The organism is Citricoccus muralis (assembly GCF_003386075.1).
In the GTDB taxonomy this organism is placed as follows: Bacteria; Actinomycetota; Actinomycetes; order Actinomycetales; family Micrococcaceae; genus Citricoccus; species Citricoccus muralis.
In genome coordinates, this window is sequence record NZ_QREH01000001.1 from 227,390 (window position 1) to 248,355 (window position 20,966).

A 20,966-nucleotide genomic window follows, 5' to 3' on the forward strand; every position below is an offset into this window, starting at 1 on the left:
ATAGGAGCACTTCATGAAGAAAATCCTCATGGTACTGACCAGCGTTTCCGAGATCGGCGATACGGGCGAGAAGACCGGCTACAACGTGGCCGAGGCTGCACATCCATGGAAGGTCTTCAAGGATTCCGGGCATTTCGTCGACTTCGCGTCCATCCAGGGCGGCCAGCCCCCGCGCGACGAGGTGGACTCGGAAGATCCCATCCAGGTTGCCTTCACGGAGGACGAGGTCACGCGCGCTGGACTCTACAACACTGCCCGCGTTGACGTCGTAGATCCCGGTCAGTACGACGCCGTCTACCTCGTGGGAGGCCACGGCACCATGTGGGACTTCCCGGACACCAAGGGTCTGCAGAACCTGGTGGCCAGCGTCTACAACGCCGGCGGCGTCGTGGGCGCGGTCTGCCACGGGCCGGCCGGTCTGCTGAATGTGGAACTGGCCAACGGGTTCCGCCTGGTCGAAGGCCGGAGGGTGGCGGCCTTCACCAACGAGGAGGAGGTTGCTGCAGGGAAGGACAAGGTCATCCCGTTCTTTTTGGCAGACCGGCTTGAGGAGCAGGGTGCCACCCACGTCTCCGCGAATGTCTTTGAGGAGAAGGTTGTGGTTGACGACAGGCTGGTGACCGGCCAGAACCCGGCCTCCGCCGCCGGCGTGGCCAAGGAGATGGAGAAACTCCTTGCGCAGGTCATCCACGAGGAAAAAGCCGAGGAGCAGCAGGAGGCCGAGGCTCTGCGCGCCGGAAAGGACGCCGAGAAAAACGCCAAGAAGGCCGCCGCAGATACGGAGCACTAACGCCTGCGGCGCACTGAAGCTGGCCGCCACCCCAACGACGGGCGCCCGCCAGCCCGAATACGTGCGTCGGCAATTACAGTGTCCGAGGCGCCGAACCAGTTGTGGGCAACTGACCTGGTCCAGCATTAACCCGGAAGGGCCCCAGAAGACCGTCAGCAGGTCTCCGGGGCCCTTCCGTAAACTCAGTAGTTGGCTGGCGGGTCAGAAGCGGGGAACGATTCCTCGACCTGTTCGTCCAATTCCTGCTCCGTCTCCGGTCCGGTCGTGGACTGGTCATCCTCAGTAGAGCGAGTCTCGTTGCGGCGCTCCTTCTCGGAAGCAGCCTCCTTGCGGGGATCAGTGCTCATCGTGTCCTCTCTAAAAATGGGTCGGAGCTTCAGTCTGCACTAGTCGGAAGCGCTTCGTGATGGGGCTGGCCGGCCGAGCGCCGGCTCTCCTTCATCTCGGCCTCGAACAGATGGCGCCTGCCCCCGGCCAACTCATCCCTGGCCTGCCGCTCCAGATCTTTGAAGGCCGAGTAGTAGTTGTCGTCGTAGTCCTCGACGATCTGGAACGTCCACCGGCCGTGGATGACGTTGCGGCCGATGATCTCCTGCTCAACCCGGTCGGCAAGATCATCGTGGCCGGCGTCGCGTAGCAGTGTCACGGCGTCGTCGAGGGCCAGGTCCGCGGTCCCCGTCAGCCGGTGGAACCCGTAGAGCAGGCCGCGGGCATGCTCCACCACCTCCAAGGCCTCGGAGAGCTTGCCGAGGGCTTCGACTGTCGCGCCGCTGACTCCTGGGGGCCGCCGGTGCTCCGCGTCGGGGCCGGCTGGTGAAGGACGATGATCTCCAACGTGTTCGGACATGACGCCATCATGGCAAGGATCACCCCGAGATTTCACGTGCTGGGGAACAACTGGCCCAACTCACGCACGGTTTTGTCGAAGAGAGCCACCGGGTCGGAGTCCATACCGTCGACCTCGTCCCGGGCGAAGGACTGCCAGGCGACCCGCCAGCATGCCGTGACGATCTCTGCAACCAGGAGTGACTGGAGTGTCCCCAGCACGCCGCGGTGGACCAGTGCCGAGCTGAGCGCCTCGACCAGGCTTCGCTCCTGCCGAGTGACGACCCGCAGCATGTCCGGCTCCTGGACCAGTAGGCGGGAGATCCTGCGGAAATCGCGCTGTTCGACCTCGTGGGAAAAGAGCTCGCGGCACACGGCCAAGAGGTCTTCCAGGATCCCGGAGGGAGTGTGCTGCGCGCTATCACTGGACACCAGGGCGTCAATCAGCCCCTGCTGGCCGGGCATGAGCGCATGCTCCTTGGAGGGGTAATAGCGGAAGACCGTGCGCTCGGAGACACCCACGCGAGCGGCGATGTCTCCCACCGTCGTGGCCTCCAGGCCCTGCTCCTCCACCAGGTCCAGGGCGGCACGTTGGATGTCCCGCAGCATGCGGACGCGGTTTTCTTCACGGATACCCAACGCTCAGCTCGTTTCTGGGAGTTCAAGAGAGGGAAGCCCGGCATTCCTTGGGGGCCGCCGAATCTATCTGTTGTGTCACAGTCTGACGGATTTGGCCCTTAAAAGCTGTCAGGCCGTGACATGATTCTACGGTTCGCATCTGACAGAAGAGGTACATCCCGATGGCCCACGCCGCCGAAGACACGATTTCTCCACCGGCCGCCCCCGCTCACCAGGCACCACCAGCCCTGTCGAGGAAACAATTGACCGGCATCATCGGCGCACTGGCCCTCGGTGCCTTCGTGATGATCCTCAACGAAACTGTGCTCACCGTGGCACTGCCGTCGATCATGGCCGACTACGGGGTCTCCGCGGCGGCGGGTCAGTGGCTCACCACCGGATTCCTGCTCACGATGGCCGTGGTCATCCCTCTGACGGGCTACCTGCTGCAGCGGTACACCCTGCGCGGACTGTTCGTCTTCGCGCTGTGCAGCTTCTTGGTCGGCACCGTCCTGGCCATCATCGCGCCGTCCTTCGGTGTCCTGCTGGCCGCCCGCGTCATTCAAGCCGTCGGCACCGCCATCGTGATGCCGCTGCTCATGAACACCACCCTGACGCTCGTGCCGTTCCAGCACCGGGGGATGGTCATGGGCCTTAACTCGATCGTGATCTCTGTTGGCCCGGCCATCGGACCCACCGTGTCCGGGGTCATCGTCAACTCACTGTCCTGGCACTGGATCTTCGGCCTCATGACTCCGCTCGTCGTCATCATCCTGGTGCTGGGCATCATCTTCATCAAGGTGCCCTCGGCAACCCGCAGGCTTCCGGTCGATGTTTTCTCCGTGATCCTCTCGGCTCTGGCCTTCGGCGGTCTGGTCTACGCACTGTCCACTATCGGCGGCGCACTGGAGAACCCCACCGTTCCCCTCGTCAGCGGCGTGATCGGCGTGGCCGCGCTGGCCCTGTTCATCACCCGCCAGGTTCGTCTGACTCGCACCGATCGTGAACTGCTGAACCTGCGGCCCTTCAAAAACCGTACCTTCACGCTCAGCGTCGTCATGATCATGATCGCCATGGGCACGCTGCTGGGCACCGTGGTCATCCTGCCGATCTTCCTGCAGAACGGCAGCGGCTTGAGCACCATGACCATCGGCATGATGCTGCTTCCCGGTGGGCTGGTGCAGATCGCCGTGGGCCCGATCTTCGGACGTGTCTTCGACCGCCATGGCCCGCGACCGGTGCTGATCCCCGGCGCACTGATGCTGGCGCTGGGCCAGTGGTTGTTCACCACCATCCACCCGGGCACCGAGCTGGGCCTGATCGTCGCCTTCCACACCATCTTCTGCATCGGGCTGGCCATGTTGATGACCGGCCTGCTCTCCGCGGCACTGAGTGGAGTCCCACAACAGCTCTACGGTCACGGCTCGGCCATCTTCAACACCGGCCAGCAGCTCGGTGGCGCCATTGGAACCACGATCTTCGTGACCGTCATGAGCGCCGTTGCGGCCGCCGAGACCGGTGCCGGCTCGGCGCTGGTCGACGGGCTGTTCCACGGCGCCCACTTCGCGTTCATCGTCGGAGGGATCCTCGCGACGATCGCCGTCCTCTGTGCCCCGTTCATCAAGGGCCCGCAGCGCGGCTGACGGCCCGTTCTCTCCGGATCGGCGCCACATGTCAGTTCAGGGTGGTCACGCCGCGGACGAAGGCAACGGGGAGTGACCACGAATACGATGATCCGCGCAGAAAACGAGTAATGCTGCACACCGCATGCATGGGGGCACGAGTAGGGGGCTGTGCGGATCACCTGATGGCCGGTCAACCCCTAGGCGACGGTGAGGGCGATTCACTCTGGGATGGCCTGGCGGACCGCTCTAGTCTGGCGTCAGAGCAGGATCCCCAGGTCCTCCGAGCCCCCGTCAGGTGACAGCACCCAACGGTGGGAGGACACTGCTTGACCGTCCGTCTCAACCGTCCAGGAGTCACCATGACCGTCCGCCGATGGGCCACCGGCGCCGCCGTCCTGGTCGTCCTGGCCATGCTGGCCGTCCTGATCGTCCACTTCGCCAATCCATCCCAACCGGTGGCGGCTGACGACTACAAGGGGCATGCGGCGTCGCCGACGCCGACCACGCAGACCCCGACGGCACCCTCCGGAACCGACGGCACCGCAGACAGCACCGGCACCGGCACGGATGCATCGGCTGGCCAAGGTGCGGCGGATGCCGGCGGGGACCGGAGCACGACATCCGGAGCCTCATCCTCCTCCACGGCCTCCCAGGATGTCGCGGCCGAGGGCACTGCCGCTCCTGGTGACCGCCCCACGTGGAACCCCGCGGCCGACGCCCCGGAGGGTGCCGACCAGGAACCCAAGGTGCCCAACGGCCTCGGCGCCGAACCCTACCGGCTGCCCGATTCACCAGAACGGCAACCGGCCCTGACCGAGGTCCCCGATTCCGCGGCGGCCAAGCACGAACTCGTGGCAGGATTCCCCGAACATGTGGTTCCTGTTCCCCACGACGTCGACATCCAGTCCTCTTCGGTGGCCACCCAAGGCCAGCGTGTCTTCGTCGGCGTGAACGCCCTCAGCAACGCCAACCCGGATGCTCTCCTCGACTACTACGTTCGGCATTGCGAATCACTCGCGTGGCCGACCAGCCGTCCCACATTGGACGACGGAACGCCGCAGGTCCAGTGTGGCTTCGGCCCGGATGAGCTGACCGTCACCGCATCGTTGTCGCCTGCCGGCAGGGTGGACCTGTCGGTATCCGGCTCCTTCGAAGTCCGGTAGTCGGTCGCCTCCATCGTCGGCGGCGGGACGGACTCGAACACCTACGGTCGGACCACTGAGTTCGGGCTGCCCGTGACCTTCCAGGCCACCTGGGACGGGAAGACTGCTTACCTGGACAACGACCCGGTCACCGGCCAGCCGCTGATGCTGCGCACCTCCGGAAAGTACCCAGACCCTGGTCGAGCCCGCGGCCGTTGCCCATCACCTGCACCGTCCGGGAGACGTGAGCGACCCCGGAAAGAAAAGTCTGGACAAAGGTCTACTACCAGCCGCCGCCGAGCGCACCTTAGGCTCAAAGGGCCCCATGAGACGGTGCACACGGATTGGACGGTGGGATTAACCCGGGGGGATACGGGCCCACCAATTCATTATCCGCTGAGAGGCGGTGGCCAAGGCCACCGCCTCTCAGGTGTTTAACCGACAAGGCCTCCCGGCGGGCTGCCATGCCGACAAGGCTTCCCGGCGGGCTGGCATGCCGCAGGACGCGTCGGCTATGTCGGCGTTGTGTGGGGACGCGGACATGGTCCCTGGACGGCTCAGACCAACAACGGAACCGCCCCGGCCCCCGTGGGATTCCACGGGGACCGGGGCGGTCGCCTTTCTACTCTGACGTGCTATCCGTTCAATCCACGGTCAGGTCGTAGCGGTGCAGGAATGCGGCAACCTCACCACGGCTGATGGGCCGGCCGGGCCGGAAGGTTTCGTCCTTGTAGCCGATGGAGATCTTCTCGGAAGCCATCCATGAGATGGCCTTGTAGTGGGCGCTGGTCTTCGGCACGTCCGAGAACGTCGCCGTCCCTTCCTGGGTGGGTTTGACGGCCCGGTAGAGGAACGACGCGAACTCGCCACGGGTCACTTCCTGTTGCGGTTTGAACGATTCGTCGGCGTAGCCCGTCGTGACCCCGCTCTTGGCGGCCCAGGAAATCGGGGCAAAGTGCGTGTGACTCACTGGAACGTCTCGGAACGTCTGCTCGGTTCCGGCGGAGGGCCCATCCACGTACCGGTAGATGAAGGCCACTGACTCGCCACGGGAGATTTCCTTGCTCTTGCCGTAGTAATTATTCCCGTAGCCCTTGGTGATGGCCTCACACTGCATCCAGCGGACGTCGTCGTAGAACTGCGACCCGATGGCGTTGTCCGTGAAATCGCGTGCGTCACACGTCGTCGGCCCGGGAGTCGGCGTCGGGGTTGGCGTCGGCCCGGTAGTGGGGGTCGGTGTCGGCGTTGGCCCGGTAGTAGGGGTGGGGGTCGGGGTCGGCGTTGGCCCGGTAGTAGGGGTCGGGGTGGGCGTTGGGGTCGGGGCGGGGGTCGGGGTGGGGGTCGGCGTCGGCGTCGGCTCGGCCGAATCCGGGGCGAACCGGACGTCCACCAGGTAGTTGGTAGAGCTCACGTCGGTCGGGAAAGTCCCGCCGTAGACGAACCGCCCCGCGTTGGCCGCGGTCTGCAGCGGTCCGGAGACCGTCGGCTCCGCCCATTGGCCGAGCTCGGCGGAGTACTGGGTGGTCCGGTAGGACACCACATACTCCTTGCCCGTCTCCAGTTTCACCGGAGTGGCCAGGGGGGCGTGCTGCCAACCGGAGGCGGATGCGGTGCCGAAGGTGACCTCGCCCAGCAGGGTGCCGTCCGAGGCATGGAGGGCGCCGACATGCGGACCGGGGTTTCCGGCGGCCTTGTAGAACTCGAGCCCGGTGACCGTGCCCGGCTTCGTGGTGGAGAAGGCCGTGCCCAGGGTCACGGGCTTGCCATCGTCCACCAAGGCCGTCGTCGGGACCACAGATTCGGCGAGCAACCCGAAGGGGCCGTTCTCCGATGCTGCGGACACCGTCCTGAAGCTCCAGGTATTGCCCCGGGTGACCACTTCACCGGCCGCATCGCGGGCGGCCAGCGTCACGGTGTAGGGGGTTCCGTTCGCCAGGGACTTCTCCGGGGTGAACGTGGCCGTCCGTGTGGCCGCATCGTAGGACGTGGTGCCCGGCACGGCCGTGCCAGCCGCCGGTGCACCTGGATCACGGTCGCCGGCTCCGGCCTTGACGGTGATGGCGACGCTCGATGGAACGACGTCCCGGGTCAACACCGCACTGATGGCGGTGTTGACCGGCACGGAGTTGGCCGTGTGGGCCGGCCGGTGAGTCCCTGCCGACAACGCTGCCTCGCCACCGGCTTCGAACACCGCATCCACGTAATAGTTCGTGCTGTTGTAGCTCGAGGCGGGGAAGCCGCCGTTGGTGTCGTAGACACCGCCCTGCGAGACTCCGAAGCCACCGGCGACGGTCAGCGGGGCAGCCGCGATGCCACGGTAGGAGAAGTAGTACGGGTCGGCGGCGTAGTGACCGTTCGGAGCGGAGTAGGACACCACGTAGGTGCTGCCGGCCTCCACCGCCACGGGCTCACTGAACTCCGTGGTCTGCCAGCCGTTGGAGCCGCCGCTGGGGAAGCTGGCCGTGGCCAGGCGGGTGCCGTCCGAAGACCACAGGGATCCGGTGTGCGGGCCGGAGTTGGCGCCGCCGAGGTAGAACCGTGCGCCGGTCACCAGGCCATCTGTGGTGGGGGTGAACCGCAATCCCAGTTCGACCGGCTCCGGGTCCCCGGCGTCGGCGGTTCCCGGCGTATTGGTGCCGAAGACGCTGTAGGGGCCCGTCACGTCCACGGTGATGGGCGTTCCGGAGGCGGGGTAGTTGGCGCTGTCGTCAATGCCCCGGACCAGCACGGTGTTCTGCCCCATGCCCTGTTGGACGTAGGTGAAGGACCAGCTCGTGGTCCCCTCGGCCAGGTTCCAGGTCGCACCGGCATCGAGCGAGTACTCGACCCCGGCCACTTTGCCGGCAGTGGTACCGGAACCGTCCGAGGCGGTGCCCTTGATGGTCACCTTCTGACCGTGGCTCACCGCAGCGGAGGGCTTGGAGGTGACCGCCACGGTGGGCGGGGTGGAGTCCTGGGACGCCTGGGCGGCTACCAGGTTTGGCTGGAGCGTGCCGGGCTTCACTCCCATGTCAGCGAAGAGATTGACCTGGGCCTGTTGCATGCGCGGGTCCGGGGCTGCGCCGTCACCGTCGTGCCAGTCGTCGAGGCCCCACGTCCACTGGATGCTGCCCGCGGAGAACACGAGCGCGCCACTGGCGGCCTTGTACAGGGTGAGGTGGTGGGTCGTCTCGCCCGGTGCCACCACGTTGCCGACGTCCTGCAGGTATTCGGGCACCTGTCCCGTGGTGGTGGACAGGTGGATCAGGCCCGCGGGTCGGAAGCCGTTGTCCAGGTCCTCGTTCGACTCGTAACCGACCGTGTGGGGGGCCAGGGGCTCCTCGGCCCCGGCGGCCAGGTTGGTGAGGTTGGTGCCGCGCCAGAGCCTCAGGTCGCCCTCGCGGTCGTTGACCGTCACCGGGAGATCGCCGAAGTTCACCACGTAGGCGGTTCCGGACAGCGCGTTCTCCGGATTGCCGCCGCCGTTGGCCGGGGAGGCGAAGCGCGGGTCGCGCCAGGTGCCCGTCCACTCGGCGGCCGGGTCGATCTTCCGGTTGGACCAGGTCTCCTTGTAGCTGACCAGGGTTCGGTAGTCGTTGCCGGAGGGATCCGCCGGGGACTTCTCGTAGCGGACTCGCCAATAGGCCTCGTTGCCGGTGAGGAACTGGAGGTTCACGCCGGCGTCGCGCGCCTTCTCGACGTTCTCGCGCTGCTGGCCGGACCAGTATTCGTCGTGGCCGACGGAGAGGAACGTCTTGTGGTTGGTCAGCTGGTCACCGTGGCGGTCGGTGTCGATGTTGGAGAAGTAGGTGACGTCGTAGCCGTTGCGCTCCATGAAGCGCACCATCGGGTACTCGGCACCGAAGTAGAAGTCCCGGGCCTCGATCCCGCCGCGGGTGGCGAACGGACGGTTGTAGCTGATCTTGTAAGCGCGGGTATTGGCCCCGCCCTGGTAGAAGTTCGAGCCGCCGTAGTTGTTGTAGGCGTGCCATGTGGTGTCGGAGGTCTGGAACAGGACGTCGGACTCCACGCCGTCGTTGCGCACCACGAAGGTGATGTGGCTGGCGCCGCCGGTGTCCTTGCGGGTCAGCTTGGCCAGGTAGACGCCTGAGACGGCCTCGGCCGGAATGTCCCAGGCGGCCGAGACGGCCCAGTTGCCGCAGTCGGTCATTTCCGTGGAGGCGTCCCGGAGGCACTCGGGCTGCTTCTGCGGCAGAGCGGCGCCCGGATCCACGGAGGCCACCTTGCGTGCACCCAGCCCCTCGTAGTATCCGGTCCGGTAGATGTCGATGTCGTAGTCGGCGGCATCGGTGTCGACCTTGAAATCGATCCGGTTTCCCGCGTTGACGCTGATGTCCGTGGCGAAGCCCTGGATGGACTCGTCGCCCGCGCCCTCGATCTCCCACTCGGTATATGGCGAACCCGGCTTGGAGTTCTCACACACGATGCGGTTGGCGCCCGGCCCGCAGTTCTCTGCGGCGGACACGAGCGGCGCCCACCCGAAAGGCAGGATGAGGGCCACGGTGGCGACGAACACGATGGCAAGGGACGGCCACCAACGGCGCAGTCGCGCGTAGTGGCGGTGGACAGTGACCGGTGGCGAGGGTGCGGGCGAGACTGGGAGCATGGGGCCAGACTAGAATCCCTTGCTCCCCCAGGTTATGGGTGCCGACCCGAGCACGCGGTGAACGGGTATGGCCCTCCGTAGTAGCGAAACGGACCCCGGGAGAATCGAGTAGCCCACGTCCTGAGCATCGGGTGTCGCCCCAGACGATCACCCCGGTTCGGACCCCTCCCACTCGAAGGTCTAGACTGACCGGCGGCAGTCAACCAGCACTGGACTATCGAAGCAGGAGTGCAGATCCTTGACCGAATCCACCGTGGCGCCCGCAACGCCGGCAGCCGTCATCGTCCTCGCCGCAGGGGCGGGAACCCGGATGAAGTCCAAAACCCCCAAGATCCTGCACCCGATCGGGGGCCGGTCCATGATCGGCCACGCCCTCACCGCCGCCGCGGGGCTGAACCCGCGTGAGCTGGTCGCTGTGGTCCGCCACCAGCGTGACGTGGTGGCCGACCACATCCTGTCCCTGGCGGAGATTCTCGGCACCGTCCCGGTCATCGCGGACCAGGACGAGGTCCCGGGCACCGGCCGTGCCGTCCAGTGCGGCCTCGAGGCCCTGGTGGATGCGGCGGAATCCACCGCCTCAACCCCGCTGCCCGACGCCGACCCGGCCGGCCCCAGGTCCACCTTCGGCACCGTGGTGGTCACCTACGGGGACGTCCCCCTGCTGACCACGGAGCTGCTGGCCGAGCTCGTGGCCAACCACGAGGCCGAGTCCAATGCGGTCACCGTACTGACGGCCCTCCTGGAGGATCCCACCGGCTACGGGCGGATCCTGCGGGACGCGGACGGCACCGTGGCCGGAATCGTGGAGCACAAGGACGCCACGGACGAGCAGCGGTCCATCAACGAGGTGAACTCGGGCATCTACGCCTTCGACGGCGACCTGCTGGCCACGGCGCTGGCCGAGGTCACCACGGACAACGCGCAGGGGGAGATGTACCTGACGGACGTGCTGTCCATCGCCCGGACCGCCGGTGGCCGGGTGGCGGCCGTGACCACGCAGGACCGCTGGCAGGTCGAGGGAGCGAACGACCGCGTACAGCTGCAGGCCCTGGGCGCCGAGATGAACCACCGCACCCTGGAACGCCACATGCGCGCCGGCACCTCCATCCAGGACCCGGCCACCACGTGGATCGACTCCACCGTGACGCTGGAACCGGACACCACCATCCTGCCGAACACCCACCTGCAGGGCACCACGCACCTCTCCGAGGACGCCGTGGTCGGCCCGGACACCACGCTCGTGGACACCACCGTGGGCATCGGCGCCACCGTGACCCGCACCCAGGCTAGCGGTGCCGTGATCGGTGACCGCGCCGCCGTCGGGCCGTTCACCTACCTCCGCCCGGGCACCGTGCTGGGTGAACAGGGCAAGATCGGGGCGTTCTACGAGACCAAGAACACGGTCATCGGCCGCGGCTCCAAGCTCTCCCACCTCGGCTATGCGGGGGACGCGGAGATCGGGGAGTACACCAACATCGGCTGCGGCAACATCACCGCCAACTATGACGGCGTGAACAAGCACCGCACCGTGATCGGCAACCATGTGCGGACCTCGTCCAACACCGTCTTCATCGCGCCCGTGAATATCGGCGACGGCGCCTACACCGGTGCCGGCGCTGTGGTCCGCAAGGACGTCCCGGCCGGCGCGCTCGCCCTGACCGTGGCCCCGCAGCGCAATACCGAGGGCTGGGTCGAGGACCGCCGCCCCGGCTCGCCGGCCGCCGATGCGGCCGCCCAGGCCCGCGTGGGCCACGGCACGTCACACACCCCACAGCCCGACGCCGGCGCTTGAGCCCGCGGCCGATGTCACGCCTCCCTCCCGATCACCCCACCACCGGCCGGCCAACCCCGTCAGAATCAGGAAGTACACAGCGATGAACGAGATCACCCAGCACAGCGAGAAGAAGCTGGTTCTGGCGGCGGGCCGGGCACACCCCGAGCTGGCGGCACAGGTGGCCGAGGAGCTCGGCACCGAACTGCTGCCGATGAGCGCCTACGACTTCGCGAACGGGGAGATCTACGTCCGCTCGGGTGAGTCCGTGCGCGGCAAGGACATCTTCGTGATGCAGTCGCACCCGGCGCCGCTGAACAACCACCTCATGGAGCAGCTGCTCATGCTGGACTCGTTCAAGCGCGCCTCCGCCAAGCGCATCACCGCCATCTCACCGTTCTACCCCTACGCACGGCAGGACAAGAAGGGCCGCGGCCGCGAGCCCATCTCCGCCCGCCTGGTGGCTGACATGTACCGCACCGCCGGCGCGGACCGCATCATGAGCGTGGACCTGCACACCGCCCAGATCCAGGGTTTCTTCGACGGCCCGGTGGACCACCTGTTCGCGGTGCCGCTGCTGAGCGACTACATCCGCACCAAGACGGAGGGCGAGGACCTCACCGTGGTCTCCCCGGACACCGGCCGCGTGCGGGTGGCGGAGCAGTGGGCCGAGCGCCTCGGCGGTGCCCCGCTGGCCTTCGTGCACAAGTCTCGTGACCTCACCGTCCCGAACCAGGCGGTGTCCAAGCAGGTCGTCGGTCAGGTCGAGGGCCGCACCTGCGTGCTGATCGACGACATGATCGATACCGGTGGCACCATCGCCGGCGCCGTGCGCGTGCTCAAGGAGGCCGGCGCCAAGGACGTCATCATCGCCGCCACCCACGCCGTGTTCTCGGACCCGGCCGCACAGCGCCTGGCCGAGTCCGGCGCCCGGGAGGTCGTGGTGACCAACACCCTGCCGATCCCGGAGGAGAAGCGATTCGACTCCCTGACCGTGCTGTCCATCGCCCCGCTGCTGGCCCGTGCCATCCGCGAGGTCTTCGAAGACGGCTCGGTGACCAGCCTCTTCGACGGCAACGCCTGAGCGAGCGGCCCGCGGCGTGGGGCCGCGGGCCACCGGGACTGCTCCGGTTACTGCTTCAACCAGGTGGATACCTCGCGGGCCTGGCGTCCCAGCACCTGGCCAACCCGGGGTTCGGCGGCCTGGCCGATCTTCTTGCCGAGCAGCGGAATCCTGCACTCCAGGGTGCCGGTGACGCGCACCTCGGTGCCGTCATCCGTGGGCAGCAGCAGCTGTTCGGCGGTCGCAGTGGTCTTGGCGGCACCCACAGTGACGACCAACTGGCCGGTGCGGGAGCCGTCGGCGGCGGGGGCGGACCAGGTCTCCTGCTGCTCCACGCTCAGCTTGTCTCCGAGGAACTTGCCGGCGACCTTCTGCACGGCGTCCGGCAACTTGTTGACCGGCACGGAGCGCACCATGGTGATGCTCACCGGCCCGGTGAGCTCGCCCTGACGCTCGAAGGCGACGAGCGCTCCGCCGAGGCCCTCGGTGACCTTGCGGTTGAAGGCCTCGTCGACCAAGGCGGCGAACACGTCGGCCGGCGGGTGGGCAATGGTGGTTGATTCCTTGAACGCCATGAGGTCCTCCTGGGGGTTCGGTCTGTTCCGTTGGTCTCCGCCTGCGGCGGACACCACGCCCGAGCCTATATCGACCAACTATGCTGGGATGAATGACCACTCCCCACCCTCTGGCAGGGATGTTCCCCGCCCTGCTGCAGGACGAGGCCATCGCTGCGGCCTCCATCTCCGCTGCCCGCACCGGTGCCGACCGCACCGAGGACCTGGAGATCAGCCTTCCCGACGGCGCCCGGCCACCCCTGGTGGCCCTGCTCGCCGGCGCTGCGGCTGAGTTCGCCCAGAACGGCACCCTGGCGGCGCCCGCTGATCTGTCGGCCGCTGGCCTGTCCGACTCGGGACTGTCCCGCCCCGCCACCGTGTTGCTCGTCACCGCCACCTCCCGGGAGTCCGAGGACCTCGCCGCCGACCTGGCCGGCTGGATGGATCCGGACACCGTGGTCCACTTCCCGTCCTGGGAGACCCTGCCGCACGAGCGGCTGTCCCCGCGCTCGGACACGGTCGGCACCCGGCTGGCGGTGTTGCGCCGGCTGGCCCACCCCGGGGAAGACGGCCGCGCGCCGCTGGCCGTGGTCACCGCCCCGATCCGCTCCGTGCTGCAGCCCATGGTCACCGGCCTGGGCGACCTGGAGCCGGTGCGGATCTCCGTGGGGGAGGACCACGATTTCGACGGGGTGGTCCAGGCTCTCTCCGACGCCGCCTACTCCCGGGTGGACATGGTCTCCCGGCGCGGCGAGTACGCGGTCCGCGGCGGCCTGCTGGACGTCTTCCCGCCCACCGAATCCCACCCGCTGCGCATCGAGTTCTTCGGGGACGAAGTGGAGCAGCTGCGCTACTTCTCCGTGGCGGACCAGCGCTCCCTGGAGGACACCAGCGGGGACGGCACCGGCCACCCCACCACCCTGTACGCCCCGCCCTGCCGAGAGCTGCTGCTGACGGACGCGGTCCGGCGACGTGCCAAGGAGCTCATGCCGCGGCTTCCCGGCGCCGTGGACATGCTCGAGCGGATCTCCGAGGGCATGGCCGTGGAGGGCATGGAGTCCCTCGCCCCGGTCCTCGCTGAGGGCATGGTCCCGCTGGTGGACCTGCTGCCCGAAGGGTCCCTGACCGTGCTCGTGGAGCCGGAGAAGATCCGTCACCGCGCCGATGACCTGCTGAGCACCAATGAGGAGTTCCTCCAGGCAGCCTGGGCCACCGCCGCGATGGGCGGAGTCGCCCCCGTGGACATCGGCTCCGGGGCGGCCGGACCGGGCGGGGGGCCAGGGGGCCAGGCGGACGCCGGCGGCTTCGCCACCCTCGCCGAGACCCGCACCGCAGCCCTGCACCGCTTCCAGGGGTGGTGGCAGCTCACCAGCCTCGGCACGGACGTCGAACTGTTGCCGGACGCCTCCGCCCTGCGCACCTCCCTGGCCGAGCCGCAGGGCTTCGCCGGGGACGTGGAGGCCATGACCCGGCACGTGGCCGAGCGCTGCAAGGACGGCTGGCAGGCCGTCGTCGCCACGGACGGTCCGGGCCCGGCCCGCCGCCTGGCGGAACTGTTCGGGGAGGCCGGCCTGGCCGCCGTCGTGGTGGATGCCGTGCCCTCCGAGCCGCAACCGGGGCAGGTGACCATCACCACCGCCGTCGCCGGTTCCGGTTTCGCCCTGCCGGTGGCCAAGGTGGCGCTGCTGACGGAGCAGGACCTGTTCGGCCGCAATCGGGCGGCCGGGGCCCGGGGCGGCACCAAGACCCTGGCGCGCAAACGACGCAACGCCGTGGATCCGCTGACCCTGACCGAGGGCGACTACGTGGTGCACACGCAGCACGGCATCGCCCGGTTCGTGGAGCTGCAGCGCCGCAAGGTCGCCTCCGGGACGGTGGGTGCCGGCGGTGCGGGCGCGGGTGCCAGCGCCGGCGGGAGCGCCGACTCCTACCGCGAGTACCTGGTGCTGGAGTATGCGCCGTCCAAGCGGGGGGCGCCGGGGGACCGGCTATTCGTCCCGACGGACCAGCTGGACCAGGTCAGCCGGTATGTGGGCGGGGAGGCACCGAGCCTGTCCAAGATGGGCGGCTCCGACTGGGCGTCCACGAAGTCCAAGGCGAAGAAGGCCACGAAGCAGATCGCGGGCGAGCTGATCCGCCTGTACTCGGCCCGCATGGCCTCCCGGGGGCACACCTTCGCGCCGGACAGCCCCTGGCAGCGCGAGCTGGAGGAGTCCTTCCCGTTCATCGAGACCCCGGACCAGCTGACCACTATCAACGAGGTCAAGAAGGACATGGAATCGTCCGTGCCCATGGACCGGCTGATCTCCGGCGACGTCGGTTTCGGCAAGACCGAGGTCGCCATCCGGGCTGCTTTCAAGGCCGTCCAGGACGGCAAACAGGTGGCCGTGCTGGTCCCGACCACGCTGCTGGCGCGCCAGCACCACGAGACCTTCGCCGAGCGCTTCGCCGGCTTCCCCGTGAAGGTCAAGCCGCTGTCCCGGTTCCAGAACGCCAAGGACTCCAAGGAGACGCTGGACGGAATGGCCGAGGGCACCGTGGACGTGGTCATCGGCACCCACCGGCTGCTGTCCAAGGAGATCCAGTTCAAGGACCTCGGCCTGGTGATCGTGGACGAGGAGCAGCGCTTCGGCGTGGAGCACAAGGAGGTGCTCAAGACCATGCGCACCAACGTGGATGTGCTCTCCATGTCCGCCACGCCCATCCCGCGCACCCTGGAGATGTCCCTGACCGGCATCCGTGAGACCTCCACCCTGGCCACGGCCCCCGAGGAGCGCCACCCGGTGCTGACCTACGTGGGCCCGAAGACTAACCAACAGATCACCGCCGCCATCCGCCGCGAGCTGATGCGGGAGGGCCAGGTGTTCTTCGTGCACAACCGGGTGTCCTCGATCGACAAGGTGGCCGGGGAGATCCGTGAACTCATCCCGGAGGCGCGCGTGGTGGTGGCCCACGGCAAGATGGGCGAGACGCGCCTCGAGAAGGTCATGGAGGACTTCTGGGAGCGGAAGTTCGACGTGCTCGTGTCCACCACGATCATCGAGACCGGCCTGGACATCGCCAACGCGAACACCCTGATCATCGACCGGGCCGACGCCTACGGGCTGTCCCAGTTGCATCAGCTCCGTGGACGCGTGGGCCGCGGCCGGGACCGCGCCTACGCCTACTTCCTCTACGACCCGGAGAAGTCCCTCAACGAGACGGCCCTGGAGCGGCTCAAGGCGGTGGCCGCGCACAACGAGCTCGGCTCCGGAATGCAGCTGGCCATGAAGGATCTTGAGATCCGCGGTGCCGGCAACCTGCTCGGCGGGGAACAGTCCGGGCACATCGCCGGAGTCGGCTTCGACCTCTACCTGCGGATGGTGGGGGAGGCCGTGGCGGACTTCAAGGGCGGCGAGGACACCGCACCGGCCGAGGTCAAGGTGGAACTGCCCATCAACGCGCACCTGCCGCACGACTACGTCCCGGGGGAGCGGCTGCGCCTGGAGGCCTACCGCAACCTGGCCCAGGCCAACGACGACGCGGCCGTGGACGCCGTGGTGGAGGAGCTCAAGGACCGCTACGGCGACCTGCCGGGCGCTGCCGAGAACTTGGTGGCGGTGGCCCGCTTCCGCAACGCCGCCCGCGCCGCCGGGGTCACCGAGGTCATGCTGATGGGCCAGAACGTGAAGTTCGGCCCGGCGAACTTGCCAGAGTCCCGCGAGATGCGGCTCCAGCGCATGTACAAGGGCGCCGCCGTCAAGCCGGCCTTGAACGCCGTGATGATCCCGCGGCCGAAGACGGCGCCGGTGGGCGGAAAGGACCTCACGGACCTGCCCCTGCTGGACTGGGCGGCCCAAGTCCTCAAGGCAATCTTCCTGCCGGACGCGCCGGCCTAGGTCACCTGGCAGCCTGACCCGACCGCTCTGCTCGGACCCACGCTTTCAGTCGAGTTTGGGTGGGTGTTGGGCCCTGACACCCACCCCAAGTCGACTGAAAGCGATCGGGGTCAACCGGCTGTCGCGCGCTCCTGGCGCCGTGCCCGCCACTGCACCCACCAGTCCGGTGCCGGCACCCCGGACAGCCACGGGGAGAGCGGCGTCGCGTTGATGGCCAGGCCCACGGCCCAGCTGAGGAGGACGGTCAGGACGAACTTGGCGCCATCGTCCAGGATGCCGAGGTCCACCAGAGTCTGCAGCAGCCAGCCGTGGAAGAGCACCACCACCGTGCCGGTCCGCACGAGGGCGTTGACGGGCCGGGCGGCTCCGTCCACGAGCCGATTCACCACGGTGCTGAAGACCAGCACGAAGCCGGCGGCCGTCATCGCCCCCACCACGGGGGTGAGCAGGAACTGGCCGAAGCCGGAGAACTTGATGTTCAGGGGCTCCACGCCCAGGGTCACGGCGAGGAACCCGACGGCGATGAGCGCCGTCCCGATCAAGGCGCGGTTCCGCTTGATCCGGGGTTGGAGCTCATAGCGGAACAGCTCTCCGGCCAGCACGAAGAACAAGCAGGGCAACGCTAGGCCGAGGCCCAGGGGAGTGCGGCCGATCAGTCCGTCCGGGAGCATGGACAGGGCCAGGCCGAGCACTGCGACCCCCCAGGCCACGAGCACGGGGAACCGTTCGAGGATGCGGCGCAGCAGAGTCACGAAGAACAGCACGGAGATGAACCAGAAGGCCCACCACGGCGGGGTCTGATCGGAGCCCCCGTACCAGCCGTTGGCCATCAGCGGCCAGAACTCCCCTGGGGTGTCCCGGGTCCAGGCCCAGGCGGCCAGGCTCATGATGACGGCCCAGATCAGGTACGGCACCGCCAGGGTCCGCCAACGGGCCTGGAGTTCGTAGACGAAGGGCCGGCCGCGGGTCCAGAAGTATCCGGTGAGGAAGAAGAACAGCGGCATCCGCCAGATCTCCAGGTATTCGCCTCCGACCAGGCGGGGCCCGTAGGAGTGGCCCGCCACCACGGCGACGATGGAGACGATACGCAGAACGTCCACGCCGGTGTTCCGGCGTGGACGTTGCGTCGGCAGCGGTGCTGCGGGGGTCTGCGCTTGAGGGATACGGCCCTCCGGGTCAGTGGCTCGCGTGGTGGGCGTTCGGGTCCTCCACGTGGATGGCCTCGTGGTCCACCGAGTCGCTGCGGCCGAGCAGCTGCTGCGGGATCAGGTAGGCCAGCACGGCCAGGACCATGGCGATGCCGCCTGGGATCCAGACGTCCTCGAGGGACCACCAGCCCATGGCGTAGACGCAGCCAGCGAAGATCAGGAAGCACACCACGGTCATCAGCAGGTTGCCCCAGAAATGGCCCTGCCCCGAGTGGTTCTTCGGCTTGCCGTTAACGATCACAATGTCTCCTCATGCGGTGGCGTGGACCGGCGGCGTCGCCGGGTGCCGATGGTGCGAAAAACTAGCTTGCCTTCAGGATAGCAAGGGCGGAGCTGGCTCCGATCCGGGTTGCGCCGGCCTCGATCATGGCCAGGGCGTCCTCGCGGCTGCGGACCCCGCCGGAGGCCTTGACCCCGAGCTCCGGGCCGACCACCCGGCGCATCAGGGCCACGTCCTCGATAGTGGCGCCGCCCGTGGAGAACCCGGTCGAGGTCTTCACGAAGTCCGCCCCGGCCTCGGCAGCAGCGCTGCAGGCCAGTTCCTTGGCGGCATCGTCCAGCAGACACGTCTCGATGATGACCTTGAGAATCGCACCGCCGTCATGGGCGGCCTGGGCCACGGCGCCGATGTCCGCGACCAGTGCTGCGCGGTCCCCGGCGAGGGCGGCGGCGATGTCGATGACCATGTCCACCTCGTCCGCGCCGTGGGTGACGGCATCGGTGGTCTCGCCGACCTTGGCGGCCGTGGTGGTGGCGCCCAGAGGGAAGCCGATCACGGTGCAGGTCAGCACGCCGGAACCGGCCAGCGCCTCAGTGACGGTGGGGACCCACACGGGGTTGACGCACACGCTCTTCACCTGCGCCTCGGATGCCTCGGCGCAAACCGCCAGGATGTCCTCCCGGGACGCCTGCGGCTTGAGCAGGGTGTGGTCGATGTACTGGGCGAGCTCCGCGGTGGTGAGCTCGGCGGGACCGGTGGACGCGGTGGAGTCAGGGCCATTCTGCATGTGAGCCAGCCTACCGTGGCGGTCCATCACGGCTGCCCCAGAGCCTCGCCGATAGAGGCGGAGAGCTCGGCCAGGGCGGCGGACGCCTCGGCCCGCACCCCGGGCAACTGCGTGGCCGCCTGCACGGGGCGGACCACCTCCAGGTAGCACTTGAGCTTGGGTTCTGTGCCGGAGGGCCGCACCACCACGCGGGAATCGTCCGCGGAGGTGTACATCAGGGCATCGGTGCCCGGAAGGTCCCGGTAGCCCTGAGTGAGGTCCACGGCCTCGACCACGTCCTGGCCGGCGAGGGTGACCGGCGGTGCCAGGCGCAACCGGGCCATCATGGCGTCCAGCAGGGCCAGGTCCGCCACGCGCACCGAGAGCTGTCCGGTGGCGACCACCCCGAAGTCCAGGGCGATCTCATCCAGCGCATCCAGCAGGGTCTTGCCCTGGTCAGCGAGCCCGGCGGCGAGCTCCGCCGCCACGAGAGCGGCCGTCATGCCGTCCTTGTCCCGCACCATCTCCGGCGCCACGCAGTAGCCGAGGGCTTCCTCGTAGCCGAAGCCCAGCCCGGGAACCCGCGCGATCCACTTGAACCCGGTCAGGGTGGTCGCGTGCGGCACGTCCCGTTCCGCGGCCACGCGGGAGAGCAGGCGAGAGGACACCACGGAATTCCCGACGACGGCGCCCGCCGGCCGCAGCCCGGCCATCAGGTGGCTGCCCAGCAGCACGCCGACCTCGTCCCCGGTGAGCATGCGCCAGCCACCCCCCGCGCCGTGCGCACTGCCAGCGCCGCCCGCGCCGATTCCATCTGCCGGGTCCGGCACCGCGAGGGCCAGCCGGTCGGCGTCGGGGTCATTGGCGATGACCAGGTCCGCGCCGCGGTCCCGGGCCGCGGCCAGGGCGAGGTCCATGGCGCCGGGCTCCTCCGGATTGGGGAACGCCACGGTGGGGAAGGCGGGGTCCGGCTCCGCCTGCTCGGGAACCGTGTACGGCCGCTCGAAGCCGGCGTCCTCGAACAGGTCCGGCAATACGGCCCCGCCGACCCCGTGCAGGGGTGTGTAGACCACGTTGAGCCGGCGGTGGCCGGTGCGCTCGGGGTCCAGGACTCGGCAGGCGGCCAGCCGGTAGGCCGCCGCGATGCCACGGTCCGCCACCGTCCAGCCGGAGGCGGTCAGCGGGATGGAGTCCACCGGGGCGTCATGGTCGATGCAGTCGGCGATGTCCCGGTCGCTGGGCGCGGTGATCTGGGCACCGCGCCCGGCCTCGTCCGTCATCCGGCCGCCCAGGTACACCTTGTAGCCGTTGTCGGCGGGCGGGTTGTGGCTGGCGGTGACCATCACGCCGGCGTCGGCTTCCAGGTGCCGCACGGCGAAGGCCAGCACCGGCGTCGGGAGCTCGGAGGGCAGCAGGATCGTGTCCAGTCCGGCCGCGGCGAACACGGCGGCGGAGTCCAGGGCGAACGTCTTCGAGCCGCGGCGGGCGTCATAGCCCACCACGACGCGCGGGGGGCGCGGCTCCTGCCCCGCGGCGGCATCCGCAGCGGCATCCGTCGTGGGACCAGCCGGGGCATCCGCAGACTGCACGGGGGCCATCTCCGCGAGGCGCTGGAGCAAGTACGTCGCGAGTCCGGCCGCGGTGCGGCGCACCACCACCCGGTTCATGCGGCCTGGACCGGGGCCCTCCTCGGCGCGCAGCCCGGCGGTGCCGAACTCCAGCGGACCGGCGAAGCGCGAGGCGAGGGACGCCACCGCCGCGCCGTCCCCGGCCTGCGCCGCGGCGATCTCGGCTTCGAGGACCGCACGGTCGCCGTCGTCGGGATCCTGGCGGGCCCATTCCACGGCGGCGGCGATCAGGGCGGGATCGATGTCAACAGCGGTCACGGGAGGGTCCTCGG

15 protein-coding genes are annotated in these 20,966 nt (G+C 68.5%); 6 read left to right on the forward strand and 9 right to left on the reverse strand.

The genetic code is table 11. The features are described 5' to 3' along the window. Positions 1-13 precede the first annotated feature (13 nt). The gene (locus C8E99_RS00965) at positions 14-790 is read left to right on the forward strand and encodes a type 1 glutamine amidotransferase domain-containing protein (RefSeq protein WP_115930698.1); all 777 of its coding nucleotides are present in this window, start codon (positions 14-16) and stop codon (positions 788-790) included. A gap of 182 nt (positions 791-972) precedes the next feature. Here the strand turns inward: C8E99_RS00965 and C8E99_RS15815 are convergent, their stop codons facing one another. From C8E99_RS15815 to C8E99_RS00975, 3 genes are read right to left on the reverse strand one after another with little or no spacing between them, the layout of a single operon-like run. Beyond that, the gene (locus tag C8E99_RS15815; protein ID WP_170144496.1) at positions 973-1,137 is read right to left on the reverse strand and encodes a hypothetical protein; all 165 of its coding nucleotides are present in this window, start codon (positions 1,135-1,137) and stop codon (positions 973-975) included. Positions 1,138-1,166: 29 nt separating this feature from the next. Next, positions 1,167-1,637: a hypothetical protein gene (locus C8E99_RS00970; RefSeq protein WP_115930699.1), complete on the reverse strand. Its 471-nt coding sequence runs from the start codon at positions 1,635-1,637 to the stop codon at positions 1,167-1,169. Between the two features lie 32 nt (positions 1,638-1,669). Beyond that, complete coding sequence (locus C8E99_RS00975) at positions 1,670-2,224, reverse strand: TetR/AcrR family transcriptional regulator (protein ID WP_115930700.1); 555 nt, start codon at positions 2,222-2,224, stop codon at positions 1,670-1,672. 272 nt (positions 2,225-2,496) lie between these two features. Between C8E99_RS00975 and C8E99_RS00980 the strand changes: the two genes are divergently transcribed. Then, positions 2,497-3,876 carry an MDR family MFS transporter gene (locus C8E99_RS00980; RefSeq protein WP_245952012.1) on the forward strand — a complete coding sequence of 460 codons (1,380 nt, stop codon included), beginning with the start codon at positions 2,497-2,499 and terminating at the stop codon, positions 3,874-3,876. 341 nt (positions 3,877-4,217) lie between these two features. After that, a complete protein-coding gene (locus tag C8E99_RS00985) occupies positions 4,218-5,021 on the forward strand; it encodes a hypothetical protein (protein ID WP_115930702.1) in 804 nt (267 codons plus the stop codon). A 622-nt stretch (positions 5,022-5,643) separates the two neighbouring features. Here C8E99_RS00985 and C8E99_RS00990 read toward each other — a convergent pair. Beyond that, positions 5,644-9,606 carry a N,N-dimethylformamidase beta subunit family domain-containing protein gene (locus tag C8E99_RS00990; protein WP_147301150.1) on the reverse strand — a complete coding sequence of 1,321 codons (3,963 nt, stop codon included), beginning with the start codon at positions 9,604-9,606 and terminating at the stop codon, positions 5,644-5,646. Between the two features lie 310 nt (positions 9,607-9,916). On the opposite strand from C8E99_RS00990, the gene glmU reads away from it, so the two are divergent. After that, positions 9,917-11,398 (forward strand): bifunctional UDP-N-acetylglucosamine diphosphorylase/glucosamine-1-phosphate N-acetyltransferase GlmU, encoded by a 1,482-nt coding sequence (gene glmU / locus C8E99_RS00995; RefSeq protein WP_245952414.1) that lies wholly within the window; start codon positions 9,917-9,919, stop codon positions 11,396-11,398. 82 nt (positions 11,399-11,480) lie between these two features. Further along, complete coding sequence (locus tag C8E99_RS01000) at positions 11,481-12,461, forward strand: ribose-phosphate diphosphokinase (RefSeq protein WP_115930704.1); 981 nt, start codon at positions 11,481-11,483, stop codon at positions 12,459-12,461. A gap of 47 nt (positions 12,462-12,508) precedes the next feature. On the opposite strand, the gene C8E99_RS01005 is transcribed toward C8E99_RS01000, so the two are convergent. Next, on the reverse strand, positions 12,509-13,015 hold the full coding sequence (locus C8E99_RS01005; protein WP_115930705.1) for a DUF2505 domain-containing protein: 507 nt from the start codon (positions 13,013-13,015) through the stop codon (positions 12,509-12,511). Positions 13,016-13,107: 92 nt separating this feature from the next. Between C8E99_RS01005 and mfd the strand changes: the two genes are divergently transcribed. After that, entirely contained in the window at positions 13,108-16,872 is a 3,765-nt protein-coding gene (gene mfd / locus C8E99_RS01010; protein WP_115930706.1) for a transcription-repair coupling factor, read from the forward strand. Positions 16,873-16,982: 110 nt separating this feature from the next. Here the strand turns inward: mfd and C8E99_RS01015 are convergent, their stop codons facing one another. From C8E99_RS01015 to C8E99_RS01030, 4 genes are all read right to left on the reverse strand, one after another. Next, the gene (locus C8E99_RS01015; RefSeq protein ID WP_115930707.1) at positions 16,983-17,972 is read right to left on the reverse strand and encodes an acyltransferase family protein; all 990 of its coding nucleotides are present in this window, start codon (positions 17,970-17,972) and stop codon (positions 16,983-16,985) included. A gap of 76 nt (positions 17,973-18,048) precedes the next feature. Beyond that, positions 18,049-18,321, reverse strand: a complete 273-nt coding sequence (locus C8E99_RS01020; protein WP_115930708.1) for a hypothetical protein — start codon at positions 18,319-18,321, stop codon at positions 18,049-18,051. Between the two features lie 61 nt (positions 18,322-18,382). Continuing rightward, positions 18,383-19,087: a deoxyribose-phosphate aldolase gene (deoC, locus tag C8E99_RS01025; RefSeq protein ID WP_115930709.1), complete on the reverse strand. Its 705-nt coding sequence runs from the start codon at positions 19,085-19,087 to the stop codon at positions 18,383-18,385. A 26-nt stretch (positions 19,088-19,113) separates the two neighbouring features. Continuing rightward, complete coding sequence (locus C8E99_RS01030) at positions 19,114-20,952, reverse strand: phospho-sugar mutase (protein ID WP_115930710.1); 1,839 nt, start codon at positions 20,950-20,952, stop codon at positions 19,114-19,116. Positions 20,953-20,966: the final 14 nt, after the last annotated feature.